This is a genomic window from Rhodanobacter sp. B2A1Ga4, assembly GCF_018101315.1.
Lineage (GTDB): Bacteria > Pseudomonadota > Gammaproteobacteria > Xanthomonadales > Rhodanobacteraceae > Rhodanobacter > Rhodanobacter thiooxydans_A.
The window spans coordinates 877777-900498 of record NZ_JADBJR010000001.1; the positions used below are offsets into that span (position 1 = coordinate 877777).

A 22722-nucleotide genomic window follows, 5' to 3' on the forward strand; every position below is an offset into this window, starting at 1 on the left:
AAACCCGGATGGAACCGGGTTTTATTGAAGAGTGCGGCCATGGATGGCCGCTTCTTGATTCTCGCGCTCATGGATGGCGCTCGAATAAAGCTATCGACTCGACGTGCGAGGTATGCGGGAACATGTCCATCACGCCAGCCGAGGCCAGCCTGAAGCCGTGCTGGTTGACCAGGATGCCGGCGTCGCGCGCCAGCGAAGCGGGATGGCAGGAGACGTAGACGATGCGCTGCGTCTGCTTGTGCGGCAGGTACTCCAGCACCTTGTCGGCGCCGGCGCGCGGCGGATCGAGCAGCAGCTTGTCCCACGGCTGCTTCGCCCAGTCGGCGGCGCGCTGGTCCTCGAACAGGTTGGCCACGTGGAAACGTGCGTTGGCGATGCCGTTGCGCGCGGCGTTCTGCGCCGCCCGCTCGACCAGCCCGTGCTCGCCTTCCACGCCCGCCACTTCGGCCACGCGACGGGCGATCGGCAAGGTGAAGTTGCCGAGGCCGCAGAACAGGTCCAGCACGCGGTCGGTCGGCTGCGGATCGAGCAGTTCCATGGCGCGCGCCATCATCAGCTGGTTCATGCCGGCGTTGACCTGCACGAAGTCGAGCGGCTGGAACTCCAGCTCGACGTCGGCGAAGCGTGCGTCGCCGCTGGCGATGCGGAAGGCCAGCCGCGGGTTTTCCGGCCACAGCGGATGTACGCTGCTGGTGCCGCCCGGCTGCAGGTAGATCGCGAAACCGTGCTGCTGGCCGAACGCGGTCAGCGTGGCCAGGTCACGTTCACTCAGCGGCTGCATGTGGCGGAACACCAGTGCCATCAGCTCGTCGCCGGCGGCGAACTCGATCTGCGGGATATCGTTGACCGCATCCATCGTGCTGAGCAGGTCGGCGAGCAAACCGACCTTGGGGCCAAGCGCCGGGTGCATCACCTCGCACTGCTGGATCTCGGTGACGAAGCGCGGGTTTTGTTCCTCGCGGAAACCGACCAGCACGCGGCCCTTCTTCGCCACGTTGCGCACCGACAGCCGGCCCTTGCGCCGGTAGCCCCACGGTTCGGCGGTGAGCGGCGGCAGCCACGCCTGTGGCGTGACCTTGCCGATGCGCTCGAAATTCTCCGCCAACACGCGCTGCTTGGTCCCGATCTGCGTGGCCGCGTCCAGGTGCTGCAGCGAGCAGCCGCTGCACTCGGCGAAGTGGCGGCAGCGCGGCTCCACGCGGTGCGGCGAGGCCACGATCACCTCGACCACTTCCGCCTCGTCGAAGTGGCGGTGGCGCTTGCGCAGCTTCGCCGTCACCTGCTCGCCGAGCAAGGCGCCGCTGACGAACACGGTCTTGCCGTCGACCCGTGCCACGCCGCGGCCGTCATGGCCGAGGTCGGTGATGTGGGCTTCGAAAGGCGTCGACGGAACGGAGTTGGATCGGGACATGGGGCGCAAACGATGGGGCCATGCTGGCTGGCCCCCGATTATCCCAGATCGGCCCGGATGGCGCCTGCGACCTACTTCTTCTGCCAGGCGCCCGCTGCGTTCTGGTAATACCAGCCCGCGTGTGCCTTCTCGATCCAGCTCTTGGCGAAAGTGGCGCGGATCTGCGCTTCCCATTCCGGGTGGTTGTTGGCGTTGGCGATCTCGCGGTACAGCGCGGTGCGGTCGCGGTTTTCGTCGGCCACCGTGGCGTTCGCCTGCGCGCGCTGGCTCAGCGGCACCTTGGCGGCATCGCGCATGGCCACCATGCCGTCATGGGTGAAGCCCACCGCGCCGCTGTCGAGCAGGTCGCCCAGTGCGCCCTGGAAGCGGCCCTGCATGCGGTCGCTGATCGCATCGGTGGCGGCGGTCCGGATGCGGATGTCCGGCGTGTCGGCGGCATGCGCGGCCGGCACCAGCAGGTCGAGCAGCATCGCCGACGGCTGCTGGCCGGCATCCTTCGCCGCCGGCTGCGGCGCCTTCGGCGCCGGCGTGGCGGGCGCCGCCTGGTCCAGCACGTTGCCGATGAACTGGTCGGCGGCCTTCTGCGCGGCGGCCTCGGGGAAATACACGTTGATGGTGACGCAGCCGACCAGCGCCACGGCCAGCGAGGTCAGGATGACGTAGACGAGCTTGCGCATGACGAACTCCAGCAGTTGAAAGGGGTGGAAGAGCTGACGCCCGTGCCCGGTTCAGCGGATTTGCGGTGCCGCTCCATGGATGGCTTCCTGCAGGCGCCGCACCAGGGTCGGCCAGTCGACCTGGGTCTGGTGACCAACCACCTGCAGCCGCGGCAAGCCACTGCCTTCGACGATAGTGTAGCCGTCGTCGGTGGCCTCCAGGCCGCTCATCCGGCACAGCGTGCCCTGCAGCGTGCAGTTGAGCCCGATGCGCTTGTAGCCGAAGGTCTTGAACAATTTCAGCACGGCGCCCTGCAGGCCCGCGGCAATGCCGCCGCCACCGACGGCGGTGAGGTTGTTCACCGCGCGCTGGCTGATCCGGCCGCCCGCACCCGCCAGCAGGCTGGCCTTGAACGCGACCGGGTTCCAGTTGACCAGGCGCAGGTTCTGGATCGAGCCGTCCAGCGGGCCGGTAATGCTGCCGAAGTCGAACACGCTGGTGATCGCAGCCAGGTCCAGTTGCTTCAGCGTGATATCGCCATTCAGCACCGGCGTAGCGCCGAACGGCTGTTGCAGCGAGAGATCGGTGATGTCGACGAAACCGCCGAACACGCTGGCCGACAGGCCGCCGTCCAGCTCGAAACGATCGTCGACCCAGCGCAGCGACGGGATCGCCCCGCCCAGCGTGCCGGGAAATGCCGGCCAGCCCATCGCCCGGCTGAACGCAGCCATGTCGACGCCGGTCAGCGCCAGCGAGGCCGCCAGCCGTTGCCCCCTGGCCGCTGCCGGACGCCAGTCCAGCTGGCCGATACGCAACTGGCCCTGCAGGATCGGCACCTGCAGCGGCTGCTGCAGGCTGAGTGTGCCGGCGCGACTCTGCCACTGCGATTGCGCGGCGCCGTTCGCTATGCGGTAGAACTGCAGGCTGCGCCAGCCCAGTGTCGTGGCCGCCCGCTCGCCATCGCTTGCCCAGTCCAGCCCGCCCTGCAGGCCATCGACCGCCAGCCGGCCATCCGCGTCGGCCAGGCTCAGCCCGTCGGTGTTGAACGCGAAGCCGTGCGGGCCGTCCGCGCGCAGGTCCAGGCTGCCGCTCAGCTGGCCGGCGATGCGCATGTTGCGCAGGCCCAGCGTGCTCAGCCAGGCCTCGCCGTAGCGCTGATAGGCGGCGGGGAAATTCGCGCGCACGCGGTCCAGCCGCAGGCTCTTCAGCGTGCCTTTTGCATCGAAGGCCAGCGCGCCGTCGAGTTGCAGTGCATCGGCATCGTTCACGCGCAGGCGGCTCAATTCGAACGCGCCGTTCTGTGCAACCGCATGCAGCCCCAGCTGCACCGGATGATCCGGCAACCTGGCATAGATCGGCCCCAGCAACAGCTCGCCGCCATGCAGGCTGGCATCCAGCTCGATCCGGGCCGGGCCGGTCGTGGTGTCGAGGTTGAAACGCCCGCTGCCGCCCAGCCCCTGCCCGGCCAGGGTACCGCTGGGGGTGTCGAAGCCCAGGCCGGCCAGGGTGAACTGCCCGGACGACTGCAGGCCCTGATTGCGCAGGTCCAGCGCCAGTTCGGCATCCAGCCGGCCGCCGGTGGGGCGCCCCGACCAGACCGTGCCGAGCAGGCCCTGCAGCCAGCCGGCAGGGAGGTTGTCCAGGCTGATCTGCGCGTGGGTGGGCTGGTCCAGCGGCAGCGCGGCGTTGGCATGCGCCTTGCCCTGCAGGATATCGACCTGCACGGTGTTGGCCGCCTCGCTGAGCAGGATGTTCACGTGGGCATCGCTGAGCGCGCCACCCGGCGCACCCGAAAGGCGCACGTTGCCGTCGAGGATCCAGCTCAGGCGGGCGTCCCGTTGCAGGTTGCCGTCGAGGGTCAGGCCCAGCCGTCGCCAGCCCATCGCCGGAACGTCGGCCTGCTCCGCGCTCAGCTGCAGCCGGAGTCCGCCGGCGGCATCCTCGCCGAGGCGCAGGGTCACCGCCTGCAGGTGGACGCCGGGAACGCTGATCGACTTCGCCGTCAGCAGCACCTGCGCCCGCACAGGCAGCGCCCAGCCGACCCCCAGCAACAGGCAGCAGCACAGCAGGAAATGGCTTGAAGTCGGGCGCATGTCGGGCCATTCTGCCAAATCAGGATGAACGATATGGATTTCGTCATGAGCAGCCTCCTCGCCAACACCGATTCCGACCCTGCCAGCGCCACCCGTATCCGGGTATTGGTGGCCGACGACGACCCCGGCAGCTGCCGTTTCCTGTGCGACGGGCTGGACTCCATGGGCGCCCGGGCGGAAGCCTGCATGGACGGCATGACGGCCCTGCAACGGGCACGCACCGAGCCGTTCGACCTGCTGCTGCTGGATTGCCGCATGCCCGGCGCCGGCGCGCTGCAGATCCTGACCGCACTGCGTGAAGACGAACAAGCGTGCTCGGCGGAGAGCATCGCGGTGGCCACCACGGCCGAACTGGAACCGGGTACCCGGCAATCGCTACTCGACGCCGGCTTCAGCGAGATCCTGTTGAAGCCCTGCGGCCTGGCCAGGCTGCAGGACGTGCTGGCACTGGTGCAGCCGGATCGCCGCGACGTCCGCGTGCTGGACGACCGGGCGGCGCTGACTGCCACCGGTGACGCCACCACCATGCGCGCCCTGCGGCTGCTGCTGCGCGAGGAGCTGGCCCTGCTGCATCAGGAACTGGATGCGCTGAGCCGCGACCGTGCCGGTTTCAGCGAGCGCCTGCACCGGCTGCGCTCATCCTGTGGCTTCTGCGGCGCGGCCGCGCTGTCCACCCAGACCGTGCTGTTGCAGCGGCAACTGCTGCTGCGTGGCGCCACGCCGATCGCACTGGCGCGCTTCCACAAGGCCCTGCTGGCGACGCTGCAGGCGCTGGACAGTTAGTCGGGTATCCCGCGGCGGCCCGAAACCGCCATCGCCAGTACCCGCCAGGCGCGCAGCTCGCCGCCACCCAGATGGAAGCGGATCACCTCGCGCATCATGTCGCGCAGGGACTTCAGGCCGCTGGTGTCGGGCGTCCGGTCCTGCCCCAGCGCCAGCAGGTCGCTGCCGCGCAGCGCGCGCGGGCCGTTGGCAGCGCAGCGCACGGCGCCCTGCTCGACCAGGTAGCGGTAGGACGCCTGCGCCTCCAGCGGTTCGCCGGAGTCCGCCTCATATTGCAGTTGCAGGCCGTAGCCGAGCGCCTCCAGCAGGTCGCGCTCGAAGCGGCGCAGGCTCCACGCCAGCGACTCGTCGGCGCCCAGCCGCGCCAGGGTCCGGGCGTAGGCATCGAACAGTCGCGGGTAGGGATCCTGCCGGCCGGTCAGGCGCACCACCAGTTCGTTGAGATACAGCCCTGCCAGGCCGGCGTCACCGGGCAGGCGCGCCGGCGTACCCACCACTTCGACCGCGGTCAGCGTGGCCATCTCACCGCGCAGCAGCAGGTCCATCGTCAACGGCTGGAACGGCTCCAGCTGGGCCCGCCGCAAACGCGCCCGCTCGCCGCGCACGCCGCGCGCCACCACGCCGAGCCGGCCATGTTCGCGGGTCAGGCATTCGAGCAGCAGCGACGTCTCGCGATACGCACGCGCGTGCAGGACGTAGGCGGGTTGCTGTTCGATGCGCATTGGCAGGGAATCGGGAATGGGGAGTCGGAAATCGGAAAAGCCGGGACCCGCTCCAACGATTCCCTATTCCCCATTCCCGATTCCCACGTCAATCCGTATAGCCGAACTTCTTCAGCATGTTCTCGTCGTCGACCCAGCCTTCGCGCACCTTCACCCACAGCTTCAGGAATACCTTGCGCTCGAACATGCGCTCCATGTGGCGCCGCGCACTCGTGCCGATCGCCTTGAGCTGGGCTCCGCCGTTGCCGATCACGATCGCCTTCTGGCCGGCACGCTCGACCCAGATGATCGCGTGGATCTCGGCGATGCCATCGGGACGGTCGTTGAACTGCTCGATCTCCACCGTGGTCGCGTACGGCAGCTCCTGGTCGAGCCGCAGCATCAGCTGCTCACGCACCATCTCGGCGGCGAGGAAGCGCTCGCTGCGGTCGGTGACCTCGTCCTCGCCGAATACCGGCGGCTGCACCGGCAGGCGCTGGAGGATCGCCTGCTCCAGCTCCTTCAGGCCCTGCCCCTTGAGCGCGCTGACGTAGTGGATCTCGTCGTAGCTGTGCTTGGCCACCAGCTCGGCCACGAACGGCAGCATCACCGTCTTGTCCTTGCTGAGGTCGACCTTGTTGATCACCAGCAGGCGCGGCGACGACTGTTCGACCAGGGCGGCGTACAGCGCCTCGTCCTCGTCGGTGAAGCGGCCGGCCTCGATCACCTGCACCACCAGGTCGACGTCGCTGATCGCCGAGCGCGCGGCACGGTTCAGGCTGCGGTTCATCGCGCGCTTGGCGCCGCGGTGCAGGCCCGGCGTGTCGACGTACATGATCTGCCCGGCCTCGCTGGTGTTGATGCCGAGGATGCGGTGGCGGGTGGTCTGCGGCCGCGGGCTGATGATCGACAGGCGGAAACCGATCAGCGCATTGAGCAGGGTCGACTTGCCCACGTTCGGGCGTCCGGCCAGCGCGACCGTGCCGCAGCGGAAATTCTCATGCGGCAGCTTGCCGCCGGCGGGGTCCAGTTCGTGGTTCATGGCGCAGGTCGCTCGGGTCGGGTGGCAAGTGTAGTGCTTCGCCGGAGGCGGCACGCGGGTACGGCAGACGGAAGCGACGGGGTTAGGCGTCGCGCTGCTGTTCCAGCAGCTGGTTCAGCACGATTTCGGCCGCGTCCTGTTCGGCAGCGCGCCGGTTGCCGGCATGCGCTTCGACGGTGAACGCCATCGGCTCGCTGACCGTGCAGCTGACGTCGAAGGTCTTGGCATGGTCCTCGCCGTGGCTGGCGACCAGCTCGTACTGCGGCAGCGGCAGGCCCTTGGCCTGCAGCCATTCCTGCAAGCGCGTCTTGGCGTCCTTGGAGGAGCGGCGCAAGGCGCTGATGCGCTCGGCGAACAGCCCGCGAACGGTCTCGCGGCAGGCATCGAAACCACCATCCAGGTACACCGCGGCGACCATCGCCTCGAACGCGTCGGCCAGGATCGAATCACGCCGGAAGCCGCCACTCTTCAACTCGCCGGGGCCGAGCTTCAGCCCGTCGCCCAGGGCCAGCTCGCGCGCCACCACGGCCAGTGCCTGGCCGTTGACCAGTTGCGCGCGCAGCCGCGACAGCTCGCCTTCGCTGGCCTTGGGGTGGGCTTCGTACAGCATCTCGGCGACGATCGCACCGAGCAGTGCATCACCGAGGAACTCCAGCCGCTCGTTGTTCGGTTTGCCAATGCTGCGGTGGGTCAGTGCCAGCTGCGCCAGTGCCGCATCGCGAAAACGATAGTTCAGTTCCAAAAGTTACTGGCCCACATTGCCCTGCAACTGCACGCTCTTGTCGAAGTGCAGCAGGAAGTCGATGTTGTACATGAACGGAATCTGCTTGTCGTAGGCCACGCGCAGCTTGTTGGCGCCACCGCTGTCTCGCACGATGGTGATGTCCTTCGGCTGGATGGTGGCGTCGTCGACGTACTGGAAGCCCATCTTGAACATCAGGCCACGACGGATATCGTCCAGCGACCTGCCATTGGTGCCCTCGGTGGCGACCTGGTTCATCGCCTTGACCACGCCCATGTACTCCGAATACGACGGCAGCAGCTTCATGCCCATGTAGGCCAGGAAGCCCACGATGGCCATGATGATCAGGAACCCGATCAGAGTGACGCCCGACTGCTTCGATTTCATAGTCCCCTCGCTATGCCGCCTGTTCGGCGTGCCTGTCTGTGGATGGTGATCCGGGCCTGGCTGACGTCGCCGCACGTGCCGGTATGCCGATTATGCCTGCGGATTCTCGCACTGTTGGCGGCCGCGTGTGCGCAACGCTTCGACCGCGTCACGCTTTCGCCCGTCGGGCCTGCCGCGGCAGGCCTCAGTGAATGACCGTGCCGATCCGCGAGAAATCCACGCCACCGGTACCCCAGCCCTTCCAGCTCATCCAGATCAGGAAGGCCTTGCCGGCCAGGTTCTGCTCCGGCATGCAGCCCCACCAACGGCTGTCCAGGCTGTCGTAGCGGTTGTCGCCCATCACCAGGTAGCAGCCCGGCGGCACCTTCGAGGGCACCCGGTCGTTCGGTATCGAATTGGGCGTGGTGTAGGCCGGCATCCGCGCGATCATGTGGTTGACCTTGCCCAGGTGCTCGGTCCATACCGTCGCACCCATGTTCAGCATGATCTGGTCCACGCTGCGCTGCGGGTTGCCCACGTAGGGGCCGATTTCGTCGGCGGTCACGCGCTGGCCGTTGACCCACAGCTCGGCGCCGTGCACCTCGATGCTGTCGCCCGGCAGGCCGATCACCCGCTTGATCCAGTTCTGCGCCGGCACCGGCGCCTGCGGGTCGTTGCAGCTCATGTCGCCGCTGCGCACCAGCTTGCCGCCGTCCTGGCACAGGTAACCGGGGAAGCGGAATACCACCACGTCGCCGCGCTGCGGCTCACCGAGGTCGACCAGCTTGTTGTTGAACGCCGGCATGCGCAGGCCGTAGGCGAACTTGTTGACCAGGATGAAGTCGCCCACATCCAGCGTCGGCATCATCGAGCCGGACGGGATGCGGAAGGGCTCGGCCACGAACGAGCGCAACAGCAGCACCACCAGCACCACCGGGAACAGCGAGCGCGACCAGTCCACCGGCATCGGGTCGCGGTATTCCTCGCCGGCCGCCTCCAGCCGCGCCTTGCGCTTCTTGTACAGGAACAGCCGATCCAGGCCCCACACCACGCCGAACAGCACGGTGAGGCCAAGCAGAATCGCCGAAAAATCGAATTCCATGCCTTAACTCCAGGTTGCCTGACGGATCATCGCTGATCGCACTTGTTATTTGTCGACCTTCAGTACAGCCAGGAATGCTTCCTGCGGAATCTCCACGCGACCCACCTGCTTCATGCGCTTCTTGCCTTCCTTCTGCTTTTCCAGAAGCTTCTTCTTGCGGCTGACGTCGCCGCCGTAGCACTTGGCCAGAACATTCTTGCGCAGGGCTTTCACCGTGGAGCGTGCGATGACCTGCGCGCCGATCGCGGCCTGGATCGCCACGTCGAACTGCTGGCGCGGGATCAGGTCCTTCATCCGCTCGACCAGGTCGCGCCCGCGGCGGTCGGCATGGCTGCGGTGCACGATCAGCGACAGCGCATCCACGCGCTCGCCGTTGATCAGCACGTCCACGCGCACGAACGGGCCAGCCTCGAAGCGGTCGAAGTGGTAGTCCATCGAAGCGTAGCCGCGCGAGACCGATTTCAACCGGTCGAAGAAATCCAGCACCACCTCGGCCAGCGGGATCTCGTAGCTGATCTGCACCTGGGTCGCCAGGTACTGGATCGAGCGCTGCACGCCGCGCTTCTCCTCGCACAGGGTGATCACGTTGCCGATGTAGTCCGGCGGCGTGAGGATGTTGGCGACGATGATCGGCTCGCGGATTTCCTGCACCAGGCTGGAATTCGTCGGCAGCTTGGCCGGGTTGTCCAGCATCAGGATCGAACCGTCGGTCTTGAGCACCTCATACACCACGGTCGGCGCGGTGGTGATCAGGTTCAGATCGTATTCGCGCTCCAGCCGCTCCTGCACGATTTCCATGTGCAGCATGCCGAGGAAGCCGCAGCGGAAGCCGAAACCCATCGCCTCGGAGGATTCCGGCTCGAAGAACAGCGCGGCGTCGTTGAGGCGCAGCTTGTCCAGCGCCTCGCGCATCGCCGGGAAGTCGTCCGAGGACACCGGGAACAGGCCGGCGAACACGCGCGGCTGCATGGTCTGGAAGCCGGGCAGCGCCTTCTCGGCCGGCTTCGCGGCCAGGGTCAGCGTGTCACCGACCGGCGCGCCGTGCACGTCCTTGATCGAGGCATTGATCCAGCCCACCTCGCCGGCGCCGAGCTTGTCCAGCTTCTTGCGCTTGGGCGTGAACACGCCGACGTCGTCCACTTCGTGGGTGCGCCCGGTGGACATCACCAGCAGCTTGTCGCCGGGCTTGATCTCGCCCTGCATCACGCGCACCAGCGACACCACGCCCAGGTAGTTGTCGAACCACGAGTCGATGATCAGCGCCTGCAGCCGGTCGGTGTCACGCGGCTTCGGCGGCGGGATGCGCGCCACGATCGCCTCCAGCACCTCGATCACGTTGAGCCCGGTCTTGGCGCTGATTGCCACCGCATCGGTGGCGTCGATGCCGATCACCGCCTCGATCTCGCCCTTCACCTTCTCGATGTCGGCGGTGGGCAGGTCGATCTTGTTCAACACCGGCACCACTTCCAGGCCCATCTCCACCGCGGTGTAGCAGTTGGCGACGGACTGCGCCTCCACGCCCTGGGCAGCGTCCACCACCAGCAGCGCGCCCTCGCAGGCGGCCAGCGAGCGGCTGACTTCGTAGGAGAAGTCGACGTGGCCGGGCGTGTCGATGAAATTTAGCTGGTAGGTCTTGCCGTCGCACGCCTTGTACGGCAGCGACACCGACTGCGCCTTGATGGTGATGCCGCGCTCGCGCTCGATCGGATTGTTGTCCAGCACCTGCGCCTCCATCTCGCGATCGGCCAGGCCGCCGCAAAGCTGGATGATGCGGTCGGCCAGGGTCGACTTGCCGTGGTCGATGTGGGCGATGATGGAGAAGTTGCGGATCAATTCCATGGAGCGCTGGCGGCCTGTCGTCGGGCTTGGGTCCTGCCGCCACGCACCATGCGTGGCGGCGCATCACCATAAAGCGACGCTAACCCGGCATTATCGCATGGAACCCGCCGCCGCCACGCACGGACTCGCGCGGCCAAGGTACCGCCTGCCCAGCCGCGCACTGCCGCCCGCTCACTTGTCCTCCGGTACCGTCAGGCCGACGAAGTTGCTCTGCTCGCCGCGACGCACCAGCAACAGCACCGTGCTGCCGGCCTTCACGCCCCTGGTCGCCGCCTCGAACTCGGCCACGCTGCCGATCTTCTGCTGGTTGACCATCAGGATGACGTCACCGGCGCGCAGGCCAGCCTGCGCCGCCACCGGCCCCGTGATGTCGCCGATCACCACACCCTGCCCCGGCTTCAGTCCCAGTTGCGTGCGGGTGTCGTTGTCGATCGACTGCACGGTCAGGCCCAGCGCGGCCGAACCGCTGCGGCTCGACGAGGGCACGGCGCCCTGGTTGTTCACTGCAGTCTTGTCGCGCGAGGCTTCGCTGATGGTGACATCCAGCGTCTGCTTCTTGCCGTTGCGCAGAATTTCCACCGGCACCTTGCTGCCCGGCTTGGTCATGCCCACCAGCGGCGGCAGGTCCGCCGCCTGCTGCAGCGGCTGACCGTTGTAGGCCAGGATGATGTCGCCGGGCTGGATGCCGGCCTTCGCCGCACCACTGCCAGGGCTGACGTCGACCACGGCGGCGCCCGCGCCATTCTCCAGGTGGAAGGCCTTGACGATGTCGTCGTCGACCGGCTGCATGGTCACGCCAAGCATGCCGCGCGAGACGTAACCCTTGCTCTTGAGCTGCTGCACGGCATTCATCGCCACGTCGATCGGGATCGAGAACGACACGCCGAGGTAGTCGCCGGTGTTGGAATAGATCTGCGAATTGATGCCGACCACGCGGCCCTGCAGGTCGAACAGCGGGCCACCGGAATTGCCGCGGTTGATCGGCACGTCGGTCTGGATGAACGAGGTATACGGCTGGTCGCGCTGGCCCAGGTTGCGGCCCACCGCGCTGACGATGCCCTGGGTCACCGTGTAGTCGAAGCCGAACGGCGAACCGATCGCCAGCACCCACTGGCCGGGCTTCAGGCTGCGCGAATCGCCGAGGGTCACCGCCGGCAGCGCGCCGCCGGCATCCACCTTGAGCAGGGCGATGTCATAGGTCGGATCGGTGCCGATTACCCGGGCAGTCAGCGTGCGCCGGTCCTGCAGGCGCACGGTCACCTTGTCGGCGTGATCGACCACGTGGTTGTTGGTGAGGATGTAGCCGTCACTGGAGATGATGAAGCCCGAGCCCAGCGAGGTGTGTTTCTGTTCCTGCGGCGACGGCATCATCGGCATGCCGAAGAAGCGTCGCAGGATCTCCGCCTGCGGATCGTCCGGCATGCCCTGGCCGGGCATCATCTGTCCGCCCGCAGTGCGACTGTCGCCCTGCCGCTCGCCGTTGTAGCGCGCTTCGACATGCACCACGGCAGGTGCGTTCTTCTGCACGATCCCGGTGAAGTCCGGTAGCGCCGCCACAGTCGGCACCTGCGCCTGCAGCGTGCCGGTACCGGCGATGCCCAGCAGTGCACAGCACGCCAGGCTGCGCAAGATGGAATGGTTCATGGCTCCTCCTTGGTTGATTTCAGCCAACAGGCTTCAAGTGGATGGATGACACGGGTGGCGGCGTGCCCGCTCGGGACACATGCCGCCGATCGACCCGTGCGACGGGTCGATGGAGGCGAAAACTGGTGAGGACGAGCCGCGGGTAATCACGCGCGGCCGTGCTTATTGCGCGACGGCGGAAGCCCGGCGCGAGGTAGCCGGCGCAACCTGCTGCTCCGGGTCGAGCAGCAGCAGGTAGCTGCCGTCGTTGTTGTCGAGCGTCCGGTAACGGGGCATCGACGGGTAAGCAGACAGGCGCTGGGCATAGGCCGACTGGCTCTGGCCGAACGGCGCACCGAAGGTGGCCGAGGCCTGCTGGCTGAGCAGTCCGGCGGAATTGCCACTGAGCCATGGCGGCACCGTGGCGGGAGCGGCCGGCTTGTTAGCCGGTGCGGTGGCAGCGGCGACCGCACTGGCCTGCCGGGTGGTCGATGCAGTCAGGCGCTCGGCATCGCCGGTCGGTTGGCCGATCATCAGGGCAGCGGCAGCCACGCTGGCAGCGATCGCGCCACCGGTGGACCAGCGCAGCCAGTGGTTGCGCCGGGCCGATGCCGCGACGGGCTTCGACTCCTGCTCGATCGCCAGCATCACCCGCGCGGAAAAACCGGCTCCGGCCAGCGGCGGCAACTGCTGGCGCAGGCTGTCACGGGCGATGTGGTAGTGGCCCCAGGCCTGCTGCAGCGAGGCATCGTGATCGAGCCGGCGCAGCAGGAAACGCAGCTGCTCCTTCGACAACTCGCCATCGATGCCCGCGGAAAGGCTTTCCCGGGTGTCCTGATTCATGCCTGCCTGATTCATGTCTGATCCTCGCGGTCCGACAACAGGGGCCGCAGCTTCTCGTCGATCGCCTCGCGCGCCCGGAAGATGCGCGAACGCACCGTGCCGATCGGGCAGCCCATCGCTTCGGCGATTTCATCGTAGCTGAGGCCATCCACTTCGCGCAGCGTAATGGCGGTCCGCAGCTCTTCGGGCAGGGCTTGGACAGTGGAAAACACAGATTGTTCAATTTCCTGGCGCATCAGCTCGCGCTCGGGCGTGGCGCTGTCGTGCATGCGCTCGGCGCCGGCCATGAACTCGGCGTCGTCGGCATCAATGTCGCCGGACGGCGGACGCCGCCCCATCGCCACCAGGTGGTTCTTGGCGGTGTTCACCGCGATCTTGTACAGCCAGGTGTAGAACGCGCTGTCGCCGCGGAACGAGCCGATCGCCCGCCACGCCCGGATGAACGACTCCTGCGCGATGTCCTCGCACTCGGCGTGGCTCCTCACGTAGCGCGAGACCAGCCCGATCACCTTGTGCTGGTATTTGCGCACCAGCAGGTCGAAGGCCCGCTTGTCTCCCTGCTGGACCCGCTCGACCAGCGCGCGATCCAGTTCGTTTTCGCCCGTACGGGCCGTATCCGTCGTCAATGCCGTCTTCCGCTGCGGGAGCTTGTTTTGAACTGAACGCGGCGCTCAGACCACAGTCTGTTGCCCGAGTTCAGCATGCACCTGGGTATCGTCTTCACCATAACGCACAGCCTGTTGGCAGGTTGTCATGCCTGGCCAGGCACCCCGGACCCGTGACGGGCCGGATCAGTTATGGGGACGCCCGCCGCCGGCTCAAGCCGGCTCGGCCACCCGCGCCTCCAGCAGGCGCTGGCGCTCGGCCAGCAGCTTGTCGAAACTGGCCGGCGGCAGCGGGCGGCAGAACAAGTAGCCCTGCAACTCGTCGCAACCGTGCTGGCGCAGGAACTGCAGGTGCTGCTCGATCTCCACGCCTTCCGCCACGACGGCCCGTTTCAGCCGGTGCGCCATTTCGATGGTGGCACGCACGATCGCCTCGTCGTCGGGGTCCACCCCGATGTTGCGCACGAAGCTCTGGTCGATCTTGATGCGGTCGGCCGGCAGCCGGCGCAGGTAGTCCAGCGAGGCGGCGCCGGTGCCGAAATCGTCGATCGCGATGTGGCAGCCCAGCCGGTGCAGCGCGTGCAGGTTCTCGACCAGGTTCGGCGCTTCCTTGATGCTGATGCTCTCGGTGACCTCCATTTCCAGCAGGGTGGGATCGAGCCCGGTTTCGCGCAGCACGGTGGCCACGGTGTCCAGCAGTTGCGGCTCCATCAGCTGCACCGCGGACAGGTTCACACCCAGGCGCAGGCGCAGGCCGTAGTGCTGCTCCCACTCCTTCGCCTGGTGACAGGCCGTGCGCATCACCCACTCGCCGATCGAGACGATCAGGCCGGTCTCCTCGGCCAGCGGAATGAACACCGCCGGGCTGATCATGCCCAGTTCGGGATGCTCCCAGCGCACCAGCGCCTCCATCCCCATGATGTCTTCGGTCTCGGTGTTGACCTGTGGCTGGTAGACCACGCGCAGCTCGCCGTTGCCCTCGGCATGGCGCAAGCGCGTCTTCAGCGCCATGCCGTGCTGCTGGGCGTACTCCGGACTCACCTCGTAGATCTGGAACGTGTTGCGACCCTGGTGCTTGGCCGCGTACATCGCCTCGTCGGCATGCTTGAGCAGGGTCTGCGCGTCGCCGGCGTCGTCGGGGAAGAAGCTCAGGCCCATCGACGCGGTGACCTGCAACTCGGTGCCATCCTCGAGGAACAGCGGCGTCTCCATCACCTGCACGATCTTCTCGGCCACGCGCAGCACGTCGTCGTTCTTCACGATGTGGCGCAGCACGACGGTGAACTCGTCGCCGGCATAACGCGCCACCGTGTCGGAAGCGCGAATGCTGCCGCACAGGCGCTGGGTGACCGTGCGCAGCACCTGGTCGCCGGCGGCATGGCCGTAGGTGTCGTTGATCGCCTTGAAACGGTCCAGGTCGACGAACAGCACGGCGAAGCATTCGCCGTTGCGGGTTGCCTCGCGGATGATCGTGTCCAGCCGGTCGTTGAACAGCAGCCGGTTCGGCAAGCCGGTCAGGGCGTCGACCAGGCCCTCGGCGCGGCCCTGTTCACGGGTGCGGCCCAGTTCCAGCATCTGCGCGAAGCGCGCCGCGGCACAGCGCAGCACCGGCTCGATGATGCCCATCTCGCCGAAGCCGCGCCGGCTGCCGGCCAGCATCGCGCCGAGCACGGTATGCCGTTCGTCGTACAGTGGCAGGCCGGCAAACCCGGACAGTTCGAGTTGCTGCAGCAACGGGTCCATCGACGCCAGCCGTTTCGCGTCGGTGCGGTGCAGGATCGGCTTGCCGCCCAGCACCAGTTGCAGCGAACTCTGCAGTTGCGCCGACGGCCACTGCAGGGCGTCGCCATTCCACAGTTGCAGCATCTGCACCGGCGCGTCGGCGCCATCCTGGCGCGCCGACCAGACAGCCAGGTAATCCAGACCCAGCTCGTCGAACAGCAGGCGGCCGGCGGCGGTCTGCGCGTCAACCCCGCTGGTCGAGGCGAAGATGCGCGACAGCAGCGACAGCGCGGCCTCTGCCCGCAGGTCGGCGCGATCACTACGGAACATCAGGGCCAGCGCCTCGCGTCCGGCGTGCTGGATGCGCCGCACGCTGGCCTGGCCGGTGTCGACACCCACTGCCGACTTGCGCTGGCAGGGATACCAGCCGCGGTTGGCCTCGGCCAGCACCTGCTCGATCGCGATGCCCTCGAAGCGCAGTACCTCGGCCAGCGGCAAGCCCTCCCACTGGCTGGCATGCATGCGGCTGTGCCGTGCCACCGTGGGACTGACCTCAAGCAGACGGCCGGTCTGTGCGTCGGCGATCAGCCACTCACCGTCGCCTTCCTCGAACACGTAGCGGTAATCCTCATGCGCACCGTCGTCCGGCGCAGCGGCCAGCTGGCGCGGACGCTGGGCGTTGCCGGCCGGCGAGCGCCGCCAGCGCGGTACCAGCTCGCTGCTGATCTGCGCGGTCGAAAGCCAGTCGACGATGCCGGCCGGCAGCTCGGCGGGATTCAGCGTGGCGTCCTCGCCCAGCACCACGATCAGCGGCGTGTCCGCACCGCCTGGCAGGCGGCGCAACTGCTCGCAACTGTTGCGCGCCTGCTGCTCGTCGCCGGCCAGTACCGCCACGATCAGCTGCAGCGGTGGCAGCGACTCACGCCCCTCCAGCAGGATCGCGGCGTGCGATATGTCGCGGGCGCTGTGGATCTGCGGATAACCCGCCTGGTCGAGCGCATCGAACAGGCTGCGGCGCAATTCGCGCTGGGCGGCGACTACCAGAATGCCGGAATTCATCTGCATGCCTGCCTAAACCAGCCAGCGGCCGTCGCGCAGGCGCAGGCGACGCGGCAGGCTGTCTTCGCTGCCTACGCGCACTGCCAGTTCGCCCAGGTGCTCGACCAGCGCCACCGGCGCGTCGATCAGCACGACACGGCGCAAATGGCCCTTGGGCGCGCGGGCAAGCTGGCGCAGCAAGGTGGCGTCCATCGCCGACAGGGGAAGCTCCAGCCCGAACAGGAAGTACACGCCGAAATGCATGCTCTGCTGCATGTAGCGCAACGCATTGCCAAGTCGCTGGCAGTCCGGCACCCGTACCTGCGCATCGCGCAAACTGCCCAGGCCGGTATCGGGCTGCCACAGGTACACCGCCTGCCCGGTATGCCGGGCGATCGCGCGGAACTGCTCGATCAGGGTCGGGACGTCCTTGCAGTCCAGCACCACGAGGCCACTCGCAGCCGCCAGGATCCGCTCGAAAATCTCGGCGCCGGCTTGCGGTGGAACAGAGGCCAGTGCTGGAGTCATTGCGTCACCGTCCTGCCGTGTCGGCGATAGTGCACTGGTGAAATCGGCCTGCCGGCGACTGGCCGGAGGGCTGGCCGGGCGATACCCGACCGTTGCGAGGCCCATTGAACCACGGTGGATCGTTCCTATTGTCCAGCAATCCCGGGCCGTGCCACCGATGACCGACCCGCTGCCCGCCCGGCCAGCCACGGCGGGCCGTTTTCCCGGAACAGGCCCGATTTCACACCGGCGCCGGCACAGGGTCAAGCAAGCACGTCACATCTCGCAATCATGGCGGCGGAACGGTATGGTTCAGGCCTCGACCACCACGCCTGTACGCCCATGTTCGAAGGACTGCGCTTCAACCACTGGAAGACCAGCGAAGCCGACGACGGCGTCGTCACGCTGACCCTGGACCGCGCCAACAGCAGCGTCAACGCAATCTCCCGCGCGGTGCTGGACGAACTCGAGCAGATCGTCGAGCGGCTGGCCATCGAGAAGCCGGCCGGCGTCATCATTCATTCGGCCAAGCCCTCGGGGTTTGCCGTCGGCGCCGACGTCAAGGAATTCATCGAGTACGCGAAGCAGGACACCGTGCTGGAGAACATCGAGCACGGCCAGCGCGTCTACGAGGCGCTGGCGCGGCTGCCCTGTCCCACGGTGGCCGCCGTGCACGGCACCTGCATGGGCGGCGGCACCGAGCTGGCCCTGGCCTGCCGCCAGCGTATCGCCGCCGATGACGACAGGACCCGGATCGCCCTGCCCGAGGTGATGCTGGGCATCCATCCCGGCTGGGGCGGCACCGCGCGGCTGCCGCGCCTGATCGGCGCCACCGAGGCGCTGCCGCTGATGCTGACTGGCAAATCGCTGTCGACGAAACGCGCGCTGGCGTTGGGCGTGGTCGACCGGCTGGCCCGTCCCGACGAGTTGCTGGCCGAAGCGAAACTGCTGTTGCGCCACCCTGCAGCGCGCCCGTTCACCCGACGCGCCATGGCCTGGGCCAGCAACACCTGGCTGGCCCGGCAGATCCTGGCACCGATGGTGTACAAGCAGACCGCCGCCAAGGTGCGCAAGGAACACTACCCCGCGCCGTTTGCGATGATCGACGTATGGAAGCGCGGCGGCTCGGCCATCCAGCAGCGGCTGAAGGTCGAGGCGCGCTCGGTGGCGAAGCTGGCGCAGACGCCGACCGCGCAGAACCTGATCCGCATCTTCTTCCTGCAGGAACGGCTGAAAGGCCAGGGCGGCGGCATCGAGCACGGCATCAAGCACGTGCACGTGGTCGGCGCCGGCGTGATGGGCGGCGACATCGCCGCGTGGGCGGCGTTCAAGGGCTTTGAGGTGAGCCTGCAGGACCGCGAGATGAAATTCGTCCAGCCGGCACTGGACCGCGCCCGGGCGCTGTACGAGAAGAAGCTGAAGACACCCGAAAAGGTCGAGGCGGCCATGCGCCGTCTGCGTGCGGACATTGAGGGCGCCGGCGTGGCTGCGGCCGACCTGGCGATCGAGGCGATCTACGAGAACGCGCGGGCGAAGGAAGCCCTGTACGCCGGCATCGAACCGCAGTTCCAGGCTGACGAGATCCTCGCCAGCAATACCTCCAGCATCCCGCTGGACGAGTTGCGCAAGGATCTGAAGGCGCCGCAGCGCTTCCTCGGCCTGCACTTCTTCAACCCGGTGGCGCAGATGCCGCTGGTCGAGGTGGTGCGCCACGACCAGCTCGACCCGGCCATCGAAAAACGCGCGCTGGCGTTCTGCAAGGCCATCGGCAAGCTGCCGGTGGCGGTCAAGGGCACTCCGGGCTTCCTGGTCAACCGCATCCTGATGCCCTACTTGCTGGAGGCCATGCGGCTATACAGCGAAGGCGTGCCCGGCCCGGTGCTGGATCGCGAGGCGAAGAAGTTCGGCATGCCGATGGGGCCGATCGAGCTGGCCGACACGGTGGGCCTGGACGTCTGCGCCTCGGTCGGCAGGGAACTGGCGCCGTTCCTGGGACTGGAACTGCCGCCAGGACTCGACGAAAAACTCGAGGCCGGCAAGCGTGGCAAGAAGGACGGCCAGGGTCTGTACGTGTGGCAGGATGGCAGGCCGCAGAAGCCCGAGGTCGACAAGGAGTACGTGACCCCGCCGGACGTGCAGGAGCGGATGATCCTGCCGATGGTCAACGAGGCGATCGCCTGCCTTGCCGACGGCGTGGTCGACGACGCCGACCTGCTCGACGCCGGGGTGATCTTCGGCACCGGCTTCGCTCCGTTCCGCGGCGGCCCGATCCAGTACGCGCGCAGCGAAGGCGCCGACAAGCTCAAGGCCAGGCTCGAACAGCTGGCACAGCGCTACGGCGATCGGTTCAAGCCGAAGAACGGCTGGGATCTTCCGGTGCTGGCACAGCGTGGTTTCGAGTTGCCGGCCACGTCCGTGAACTGACCGATTCACGATTACCGACACGAAAACGCCCGGCATGGCCGGGCGTTTTCGTTGACACAGATCGGCATCACCACATCAGGTCGTCGGGCACGCCATCGTCGCCCACGCCGGCGGCATTCGGGTCAACCAGCAGCGCCAACTGGTGCGGGTCAATGTCGCGCACCTGCACGGCGATGTCGCGGCTGACCAGCAGGTAGCGGCCACCCTGCTGCACCACGCCCAGTTCGCCGGCATTGAGCGCCGCCAGTTGCGCGGCATCCACGTGCACGCGGCGGATCTTGCCGCCGTATTCGAAATTGCGCGGCTGGTCGGCGTCGGCCTTGTTCAGCGCCTTGCCTTCGAGCAGTTGCTGGATCTTCTGCTTGCGCTCACGCCGCAACCTGGCCAGCTCGGCGGCCTCCCGCTCGATCCGCTGGCGTTCGAGGGCTTCGGTTTGTGCACGCAACGCGTACGCCTTGGCCAGGTCGATGTCCTGCTGGCTCTGCCCCGCTGGCCGTGCGGCGGGCGGCTTGCCGCCCTTGCGTGCGGGCTTGCCGGACGACGGTGGCGGCGGACGCTTCGGCTCGCGCGCCCGGTCCTGCTGGACCTGTTTGACGATGCCGCTCTTGAGCAGCTGATCGCGCAGGGAATCGGCCATGCGGGTGTTCCGTGATCGGTAGGCGGGATGGGTTCGGGTCAGTAATGCGGCGGTGGCGGTTCGTTGTGCGGATCATCACCCTGGGCAATGCGCATCGACGCCATCTCGCCGCGCAGGTCGCGCAGGGCGCGCTCCAGCGCGGCAATCCGCTGCGACTGGTCGGCGTCCGCCGTGGTCAGCGCCTGCACCGCCTCGTCGATGAAGGTCAGTTTGACCTCCATCTCGTCGAGTCGCCGGGCGAGCGTGCCGTTCGGGTCGTTCATCGCGGCACTTGCAGGCTGCGGCCACGGCCGATGCCGTAATAGGCCAGGCCCGCCTCCTCCACCACGGCCGGGTCGTACAGGTTGCGCCCGTCGAAGATCGCCGGCACGGCCAGTGCAGCACGGATCGCCGCGAAATCGGGGCTGCGGAACGCCTTCCACTCGGTGACCACCGCCAGCACGTCGGCACCCTGCAGGGCATCCATGGCGTGCTCGCACAGCACCAGGTCGGCGCGGTTGCCGTACAGCCGCTGCGTTTCCTCGCGCGCCTCCGGATCGAACGCGCGGACTTTTGCGCCGGCTTCCCACAGCTGTTCCATCAGGCGCCGGCTGGAAGCCTCGCGCATGTCGTCGGTATTCGGCTTGAACGCCAGGCCCCACAGGGCAACTGTCCGGCCGGCCAGCTGGCCGTCGAAATGCCGTGAAATCAGCTCGAACAACTTGCCCTTCTGCTGCCGGTTGACCGCCTCGACTGCGCCGAGCAGGTGCGCCTCGTAGCCATGGGCGTGCGCGGTGCGCTCCAGCGCCTGCACGTCCTTGGGGAAGCACGAGCCGCCGTACCCGGCGCCCGGATAGATGAAGCTGTAGCCGATGCGCGGGTCCGAGCCGATGCCCTGGCGCACCAGCTCGACGTCGGCACCCACCCGTTCGGCGATATTCGCGATCTCGTTCATGAAGCTGATCTTGGTCGCCAGCATCGCGTTGGCGGCGTACTTGGTCAGTTCGGCCGAGCGCTCGTCCATCACCACCATGCGATCGTGGTTGCGGTTGAACGGTGCATACAGCTTGCGCAGCAACGCCACTGCACGCGCGCTGGAAGCACCCACCACAATGCGGTCGGGGCGCAGGCAGTCTTCCACCGCGGCGCCTTCCTTCAGGAACTCCGGATTCGACACCACGTCGAACTCCACCGCGGCATGGCGTGCCGCCAGCTCGGCCGCGACGGCTGTGCGCACACGGTCGGCAGTGCCCACCGGCACGGTCGACTTGTTCACCACCACTGCGTAGTGGTCCAGGTGGCGGCCGATGGTGCGGGCCACGGCCTGCACGTACTGCAGGTCGGCGCTGCCATCCTCGTCCGGCGGCGTGCCGACGGCGATGAAGATCAATTCGGCATGCGCGATCGCCGGCGCCGCCTCGGTGGTGAAGCCGAGCCGGCCACTGGCGTGGTTGCTCTGCACGATCGACTCCAGACCCGGCTCGTAGATCGGGATCTCGCCCTGCTTCAACCGCTCGACCTTGCCCGCGTCGATGTCGACGCAGACCACGTGGTTGCCCATCTCGGCCAGGCAGGCACCGGTGACCAGGCCGACATAGCCGGTACCGAAAATAGTGACCTTCATCATCGTTGCAGCAATCCCTTGAACGTGAGCCGCCTATTCTAACCGCTGGGGCGCGCGGCGCCTGCCACCGGCACAAAAGCAGAAGGGCGCGAATCGCTTCGCGCCCTTCCGGTTACCGATTTTTGCAGCGAACCCGCTTACTTGTCGCCCGGGGCGGCGGCCGGCGTCGGGCCCGTCTTGACCAGCGTCACGTCGAAGATCAGCGTGGCGTTTGGCGGCATCGGCGGCTGCGGCTCGGCGCCATAGGCCAGCGCGGCCGGGATGAACAGCTTGTAATGACCGCCCACCTGCATCAGCTGCAGGCCTTCGCGGAAGCCCGGGATCACGCCGGCCAGCGGAATCTTGGCCGCACCCGGCGGATTGTGCTTGGCGGAGGCATCGAACACCTGGCCGTCGACAAAGGTTCCGGTGTAGTTGATCTCGACGGTATCGTTCGGACCCGGACGGGCACCCGTGCCCTGGCTGAGCACCTGGTACTGCAGGCCCGACGCGGTCGTCTTCACGCCCGGCGCGGTCTTGTTCTTGGCCAGGAAGGCATCGCCCTCGGCCTTGTTCTTGGCCGCCAGCTTGGTCATCTCGGCCTGGTACTTGGCCTGGATCTTGGCCATGAAGGCCTCGTGCACCTGCTTGGCTTCGGCATCGCTCATGGTCGGCTTCTGGCCGGACAGCGCCGCCTTCACCGCATTCGCCACCGCATTCGGATCCAGTTCGTCGCGCATGATCGGCGGAACCTGGGAAGCAATCTCCCAACCCACAACATAGCTGGCCTTCGCCTTGTCGACGGTACCGGCAGCGCCAGCCGTCTGGGCGGCGACGCCGGCCGTCATGCCCAGCGCAACGGCCATCGCGACCGCCGTCAGCGTGGGACGCAGAAAGTGCTTCATTCGTAACTCCCTCATGTATGGATATGCCGGTATTGCCGGCCGGGCCCCCCCGATGGGGGCAGGCTCCGCATTGTGCGGTGCTTGTCCGGTCTTGGCAACG

At 67.4% G+C, this 22722-nt stretch carries 20 protein-coding genes; 2 read left to right on the forward strand and 18 right to left on the reverse strand.

From position 1 onward, the window contains the following. Window positions 1-67 precede the first annotated feature (67 nt). The 3 genes from rlmD to IMW82_RS04005 form a co-directional block, all read right to left on the reverse strand. Window positions 68-1411 carry a 23S rRNA (uracil(1939)-C(5))-methyltransferase RlmD gene (gene rlmD / locus IMW82_RS03995; protein ID WP_211003914.1) on the reverse strand — a complete coding sequence of 448 codons (1344 nt, stop codon included), beginning with the start codon at window positions 1409-1411 and terminating at the stop codon, window positions 68-70. Window positions 1412-1482: 71 nt separating this feature from the next. Then, a complete protein-coding gene (locus IMW82_RS04000) occupies window positions 1483-2088 on the reverse strand; it encodes a YdbL family protein (protein ID WP_211003915.1) in 606 nt (201 codons plus the stop codon). Window positions 2089-2139: 51 nt separating this feature from the next. Beyond that, a complete protein-coding gene (locus IMW82_RS04005) occupies window positions 2140-4161 on the reverse strand; it encodes a hypothetical protein (protein WP_211003916.1) in 2022 nt (673 codons plus the stop codon). Window positions 4162-4206: 45 nt separating this feature from the next. Here IMW82_RS04005 and IMW82_RS04010 point away from each other — a divergent pair, with 45 nt between their 5' ends. Then, window positions 4207-4944 (forward strand): response regulator, encoded by a 738-nt coding sequence (locus tag IMW82_RS04010; RefSeq protein WP_345777114.1) that lies wholly within the window; start codon window positions 4207-4209, stop codon window positions 4942-4944. On the opposite strand, the gene recO is transcribed toward IMW82_RS04010, so the two are convergent. The 11 genes from recO to IMW82_RS04065 form a co-directional block, all read right to left on the reverse strand. Beyond that, window positions 4941-5666, reverse strand: a complete 726-nt coding sequence (gene recO / locus IMW82_RS04015) for a DNA repair protein RecO (protein ID WP_211003918.1) — start codon at window positions 5664-5666, stop codon at window positions 4941-4943. The genes IMW82_RS04010 and recO overlap by 4 nt on opposite strands. Before the next feature lie 88 nt (window positions 5667-5754). Beyond that, window positions 5755-6687, reverse strand: coding sequence for a GTPase Era (gene era / locus IMW82_RS04020; protein WP_211003919.1), 933 nt, complete (start codon window positions 6685-6687; stop codon window positions 5755-5757). 82 nt (window positions 6688-6769) lie between these two features. Next, window positions 6770-7429: a ribonuclease III gene (gene rnc / locus IMW82_RS04025; RefSeq protein ID WP_211003920.1), complete on the reverse strand. Its 660-nt coding sequence runs from the start codon at window positions 7427-7429 to the stop codon at window positions 6770-6772. 3 nt (window positions 7430-7432) lie between these two features. Further along, window positions 7433-7816 carry a DUF4845 domain-containing protein gene (locus IMW82_RS04030; RefSeq protein ID WP_108472977.1) on the reverse strand — a complete coding sequence of 128 codons (384 nt, stop codon included), beginning with the start codon at window positions 7814-7816 and terminating at the stop codon, window positions 7433-7435. Window positions 7817-8000: 184 nt separating this feature from the next. Beyond that, entirely contained in the window at window positions 8001-8897 is an 897-nt protein-coding gene (gene lepB / locus IMW82_RS04035; RefSeq protein WP_108472978.1) for a signal peptidase I, read from the reverse strand. A 45-nt stretch (window positions 8898-8942) separates the two neighbouring features. Beyond that, complete coding sequence (gene lepA, locus IMW82_RS04040; protein WP_211003921.1) at window positions 8943-10736, reverse strand: translation elongation factor 4; 1794 nt, start codon at window positions 10734-10736, stop codon at window positions 8943-8945. Window positions 10737-10907: 171 nt separating this feature from the next. Next, window positions 10908-12380, reverse strand: a complete 1473-nt coding sequence (locus IMW82_RS04045) for a Do family serine endopeptidase (protein WP_211003922.1) — start codon at window positions 12378-12380, stop codon at window positions 10908-10910. Between the two features lie 162 nt (window positions 12381-12542). Next, a complete protein-coding gene (locus tag IMW82_RS04050) occupies window positions 12543-13217 on the reverse strand; it encodes a sigma-E factor negative regulatory protein (RefSeq protein ID WP_211003923.1) in 675 nt (224 codons plus the stop codon). Next, window positions 13214-13828, reverse strand: a complete 615-nt coding sequence (gene rpoE, locus IMW82_RS04055; RefSeq protein ID WP_108472982.1) for an RNA polymerase sigma factor RpoE — start codon at window positions 13826-13828, stop codon at window positions 13214-13216. The genes IMW82_RS04050 and rpoE overlap by 4 nt, the downstream gene beginning before the upstream one ends. 192 nt (window positions 13829-14020) lie before the next feature. Beyond that, on the reverse strand, window positions 14021-16588 hold the full coding sequence (locus IMW82_RS04060; RefSeq protein WP_211003924.1) for a bifunctional diguanylate cyclase/phosphodiesterase: 2568 nt from the start codon (window positions 16586-16588) through the stop codon (window positions 14021-14023). 12 nt (window positions 16589-16600) lie between these two features. After that, entirely contained in the window at window positions 16601-17095 is a 495-nt protein-coding gene (locus tag IMW82_RS04065) for a hypothetical protein (protein WP_108472984.1), read from the reverse strand. A gap of 321 nt (window positions 17096-17416) precedes the next feature. Between IMW82_RS04065 and IMW82_RS04070 the strand changes: the two genes are divergently transcribed. Next, window positions 17417-19498, forward strand: a complete 2082-nt coding sequence (locus tag IMW82_RS04070) for a 3-hydroxyacyl-CoA dehydrogenase NAD-binding domain-containing protein (protein WP_211003925.1) — start codon at window positions 17417-17419, stop codon at window positions 19496-19498. Window positions 19499-19565: 67 nt separating this feature from the next. Here IMW82_RS04070 and IMW82_RS04075 read toward each other — a convergent pair whose 3' ends face one another. The 4 genes from IMW82_RS04075 to IMW82_RS04090 all read right to left on the reverse strand — a co-directional run bounded on the left by IMW82_RS04075 (window position 19566) and on the right by IMW82_RS04090 (window position 22622). Continuing rightward, window positions 19566-20135: a DUF2058 family protein gene (locus IMW82_RS04075; RefSeq protein WP_211003926.1), complete on the reverse strand. Its 570-nt coding sequence runs from the start codon at window positions 20133-20135 to the stop codon at window positions 19566-19568. A gap of 38 nt (window positions 20136-20173) precedes the next feature. Further along, complete coding sequence (locus tag IMW82_RS04080; RefSeq protein WP_108472987.1) at window positions 20174-20398, reverse strand: SlyX family protein; 225 nt, start codon at window positions 20396-20398, stop codon at window positions 20174-20176. Next, on the reverse strand, window positions 20395-21738 hold the full coding sequence (locus tag IMW82_RS04085) for a UDP-glucose/GDP-mannose dehydrogenase family protein (protein ID WP_108472997.1): 1344 nt from the start codon (window positions 21736-21738) through the stop codon (window positions 20395-20397). The genes IMW82_RS04080 and IMW82_RS04085 overlap by 4 nt, the downstream gene beginning before the upstream one ends. Window positions 21739-21875: 137 nt before the next feature. Beyond that, a complete protein-coding gene (locus IMW82_RS04090) occupies window positions 21876-22622 on the reverse strand; it encodes an FKBP-type peptidyl-prolyl cis-trans isomerase (RefSeq protein ID WP_108472988.1) in 747 nt (248 codons plus the stop codon). Between the last annotated feature and the right edge of the window lie 100 nt (window positions 22623-22722).

Excerpts from the sequence above, each read along its gene's own strand:
- IMW82_RS04000 (WP_211003915.1), bottom strand. The coding sequence starts at position 2,088 with ATGCGCAAGCTCGTCTACGTCATCCTGACCTCGCTGGCCGTGGCGCTG.
- IMW82_RS04090 (WP_108472988.1), bottom strand. The coding sequence starts at position 22,622 with ATGAAGCACTTTCTGCGTCCCACGCTGACGGCGGTCGCGATGGCCGTT.
- IMW82_RS04080 (WP_108472987.1), bottom strand. The coding sequence starts at position 20,398 with ATGAACGACCCGAACGGCACGCTCGCCCGGCGACTCGACGAGATGGAG.
- IMW82_RS04065 (WP_108472984.1), bottom strand. The coding sequence starts at position 17,095 with ATGACTCCAGCACTGGCCTCTGTTCCACCGCAAGCCGGCGCCGAGATT.
- recO (WP_211003918.1), bottom strand. The coding sequence starts at position 5,666 with ATGCGCATCGAACAGCAACCCGCCTACGTCCTGCACGCGCGTGCGTAT.
- IMW82_RS04045 (WP_211003922.1), bottom strand. The coding sequence starts at position 12,380 with ATGAACCATTCCATCTTGCGCAGCCTGGCGTGCTGTGCACTGCTGGGC.
- lepA (WP_211003921.1), bottom strand. The coding sequence starts at position 10,736 with ATGGAATTGATCCGCAACTTCTCCATCATCGCCCACATCGACCACGGC.
- IMW82_RS04075 (WP_211003926.1), bottom strand. The coding sequence starts at position 20,135 with ATGGCCGATTCCCTGCGCGATCAGCTGCTCAAGAGCGGCATCGTCAAA.
- IMW82_RS04070 (WP_211003925.1), top strand. The coding sequence starts at position 17,417 with ATGTTCGAAGGACTGCGCTTCAACCACTGGAAGACCAGCGAAGCCGAC.
- IMW82_RS04060 (WP_211003924.1), bottom strand. The coding sequence starts at position 16,588 with ATGAATTCCGGCATTCTGGTAGTCGCCGCCCAGCGCGAATTGCGCCGC.
- IMW82_RS04005 (WP_211003916.1), bottom strand. The coding sequence starts at position 4,161 with ATGCGCCCGACTTCAAGCCATTTCCTGCTGTGCTGCTGCCTGTTGCTG.
- IMW82_RS04085 (WP_108472997.1), bottom strand. The coding sequence starts at position 21,738 with ATGAAGGTCACTATTTTCGGTACCGGCTATGTCGGCCTGGTCACCGGT.
- IMW82_RS04010 (WP_345777114.1), top strand. The coding sequence starts at position 4,207 with ATGAGCAGCCTCCTCGCCAACACCGATTCCGACCCTGCCAGCGCCACC.
- IMW82_RS04030 (WP_108472977.1), bottom strand. The coding sequence starts at position 7,816 with ATGAAATCGAAGCAGTCGGGCGTCACTCTGATCGGGTTCCTGATCATC.
- IMW82_RS04050 (WP_211003923.1), bottom strand. The coding sequence starts at position 13,217 with ATGAATCAGGCAGGCATGAATCAGGACACCCGGGAAAGCCTTTCCGCG.
- rlmD (WP_211003914.1), bottom strand. The coding sequence starts at position 1,411 with ATGTCCCGATCCAACTCCGTTCCGTCGACGCCTTTCGAAGCCCACATC.
- lepB (WP_108472978.1), bottom strand. The coding sequence starts at position 8,897 with ATGGAATTCGATTTTTCGGCGATTCTGCTTGGCCTCACCGTGCTGTTC.
- era (WP_211003919.1), bottom strand. The coding sequence starts at position 6,687 with ATGAACCACGAACTGGACCCCGCCGGCGGCAAGCTGCCGCATGAGAAT.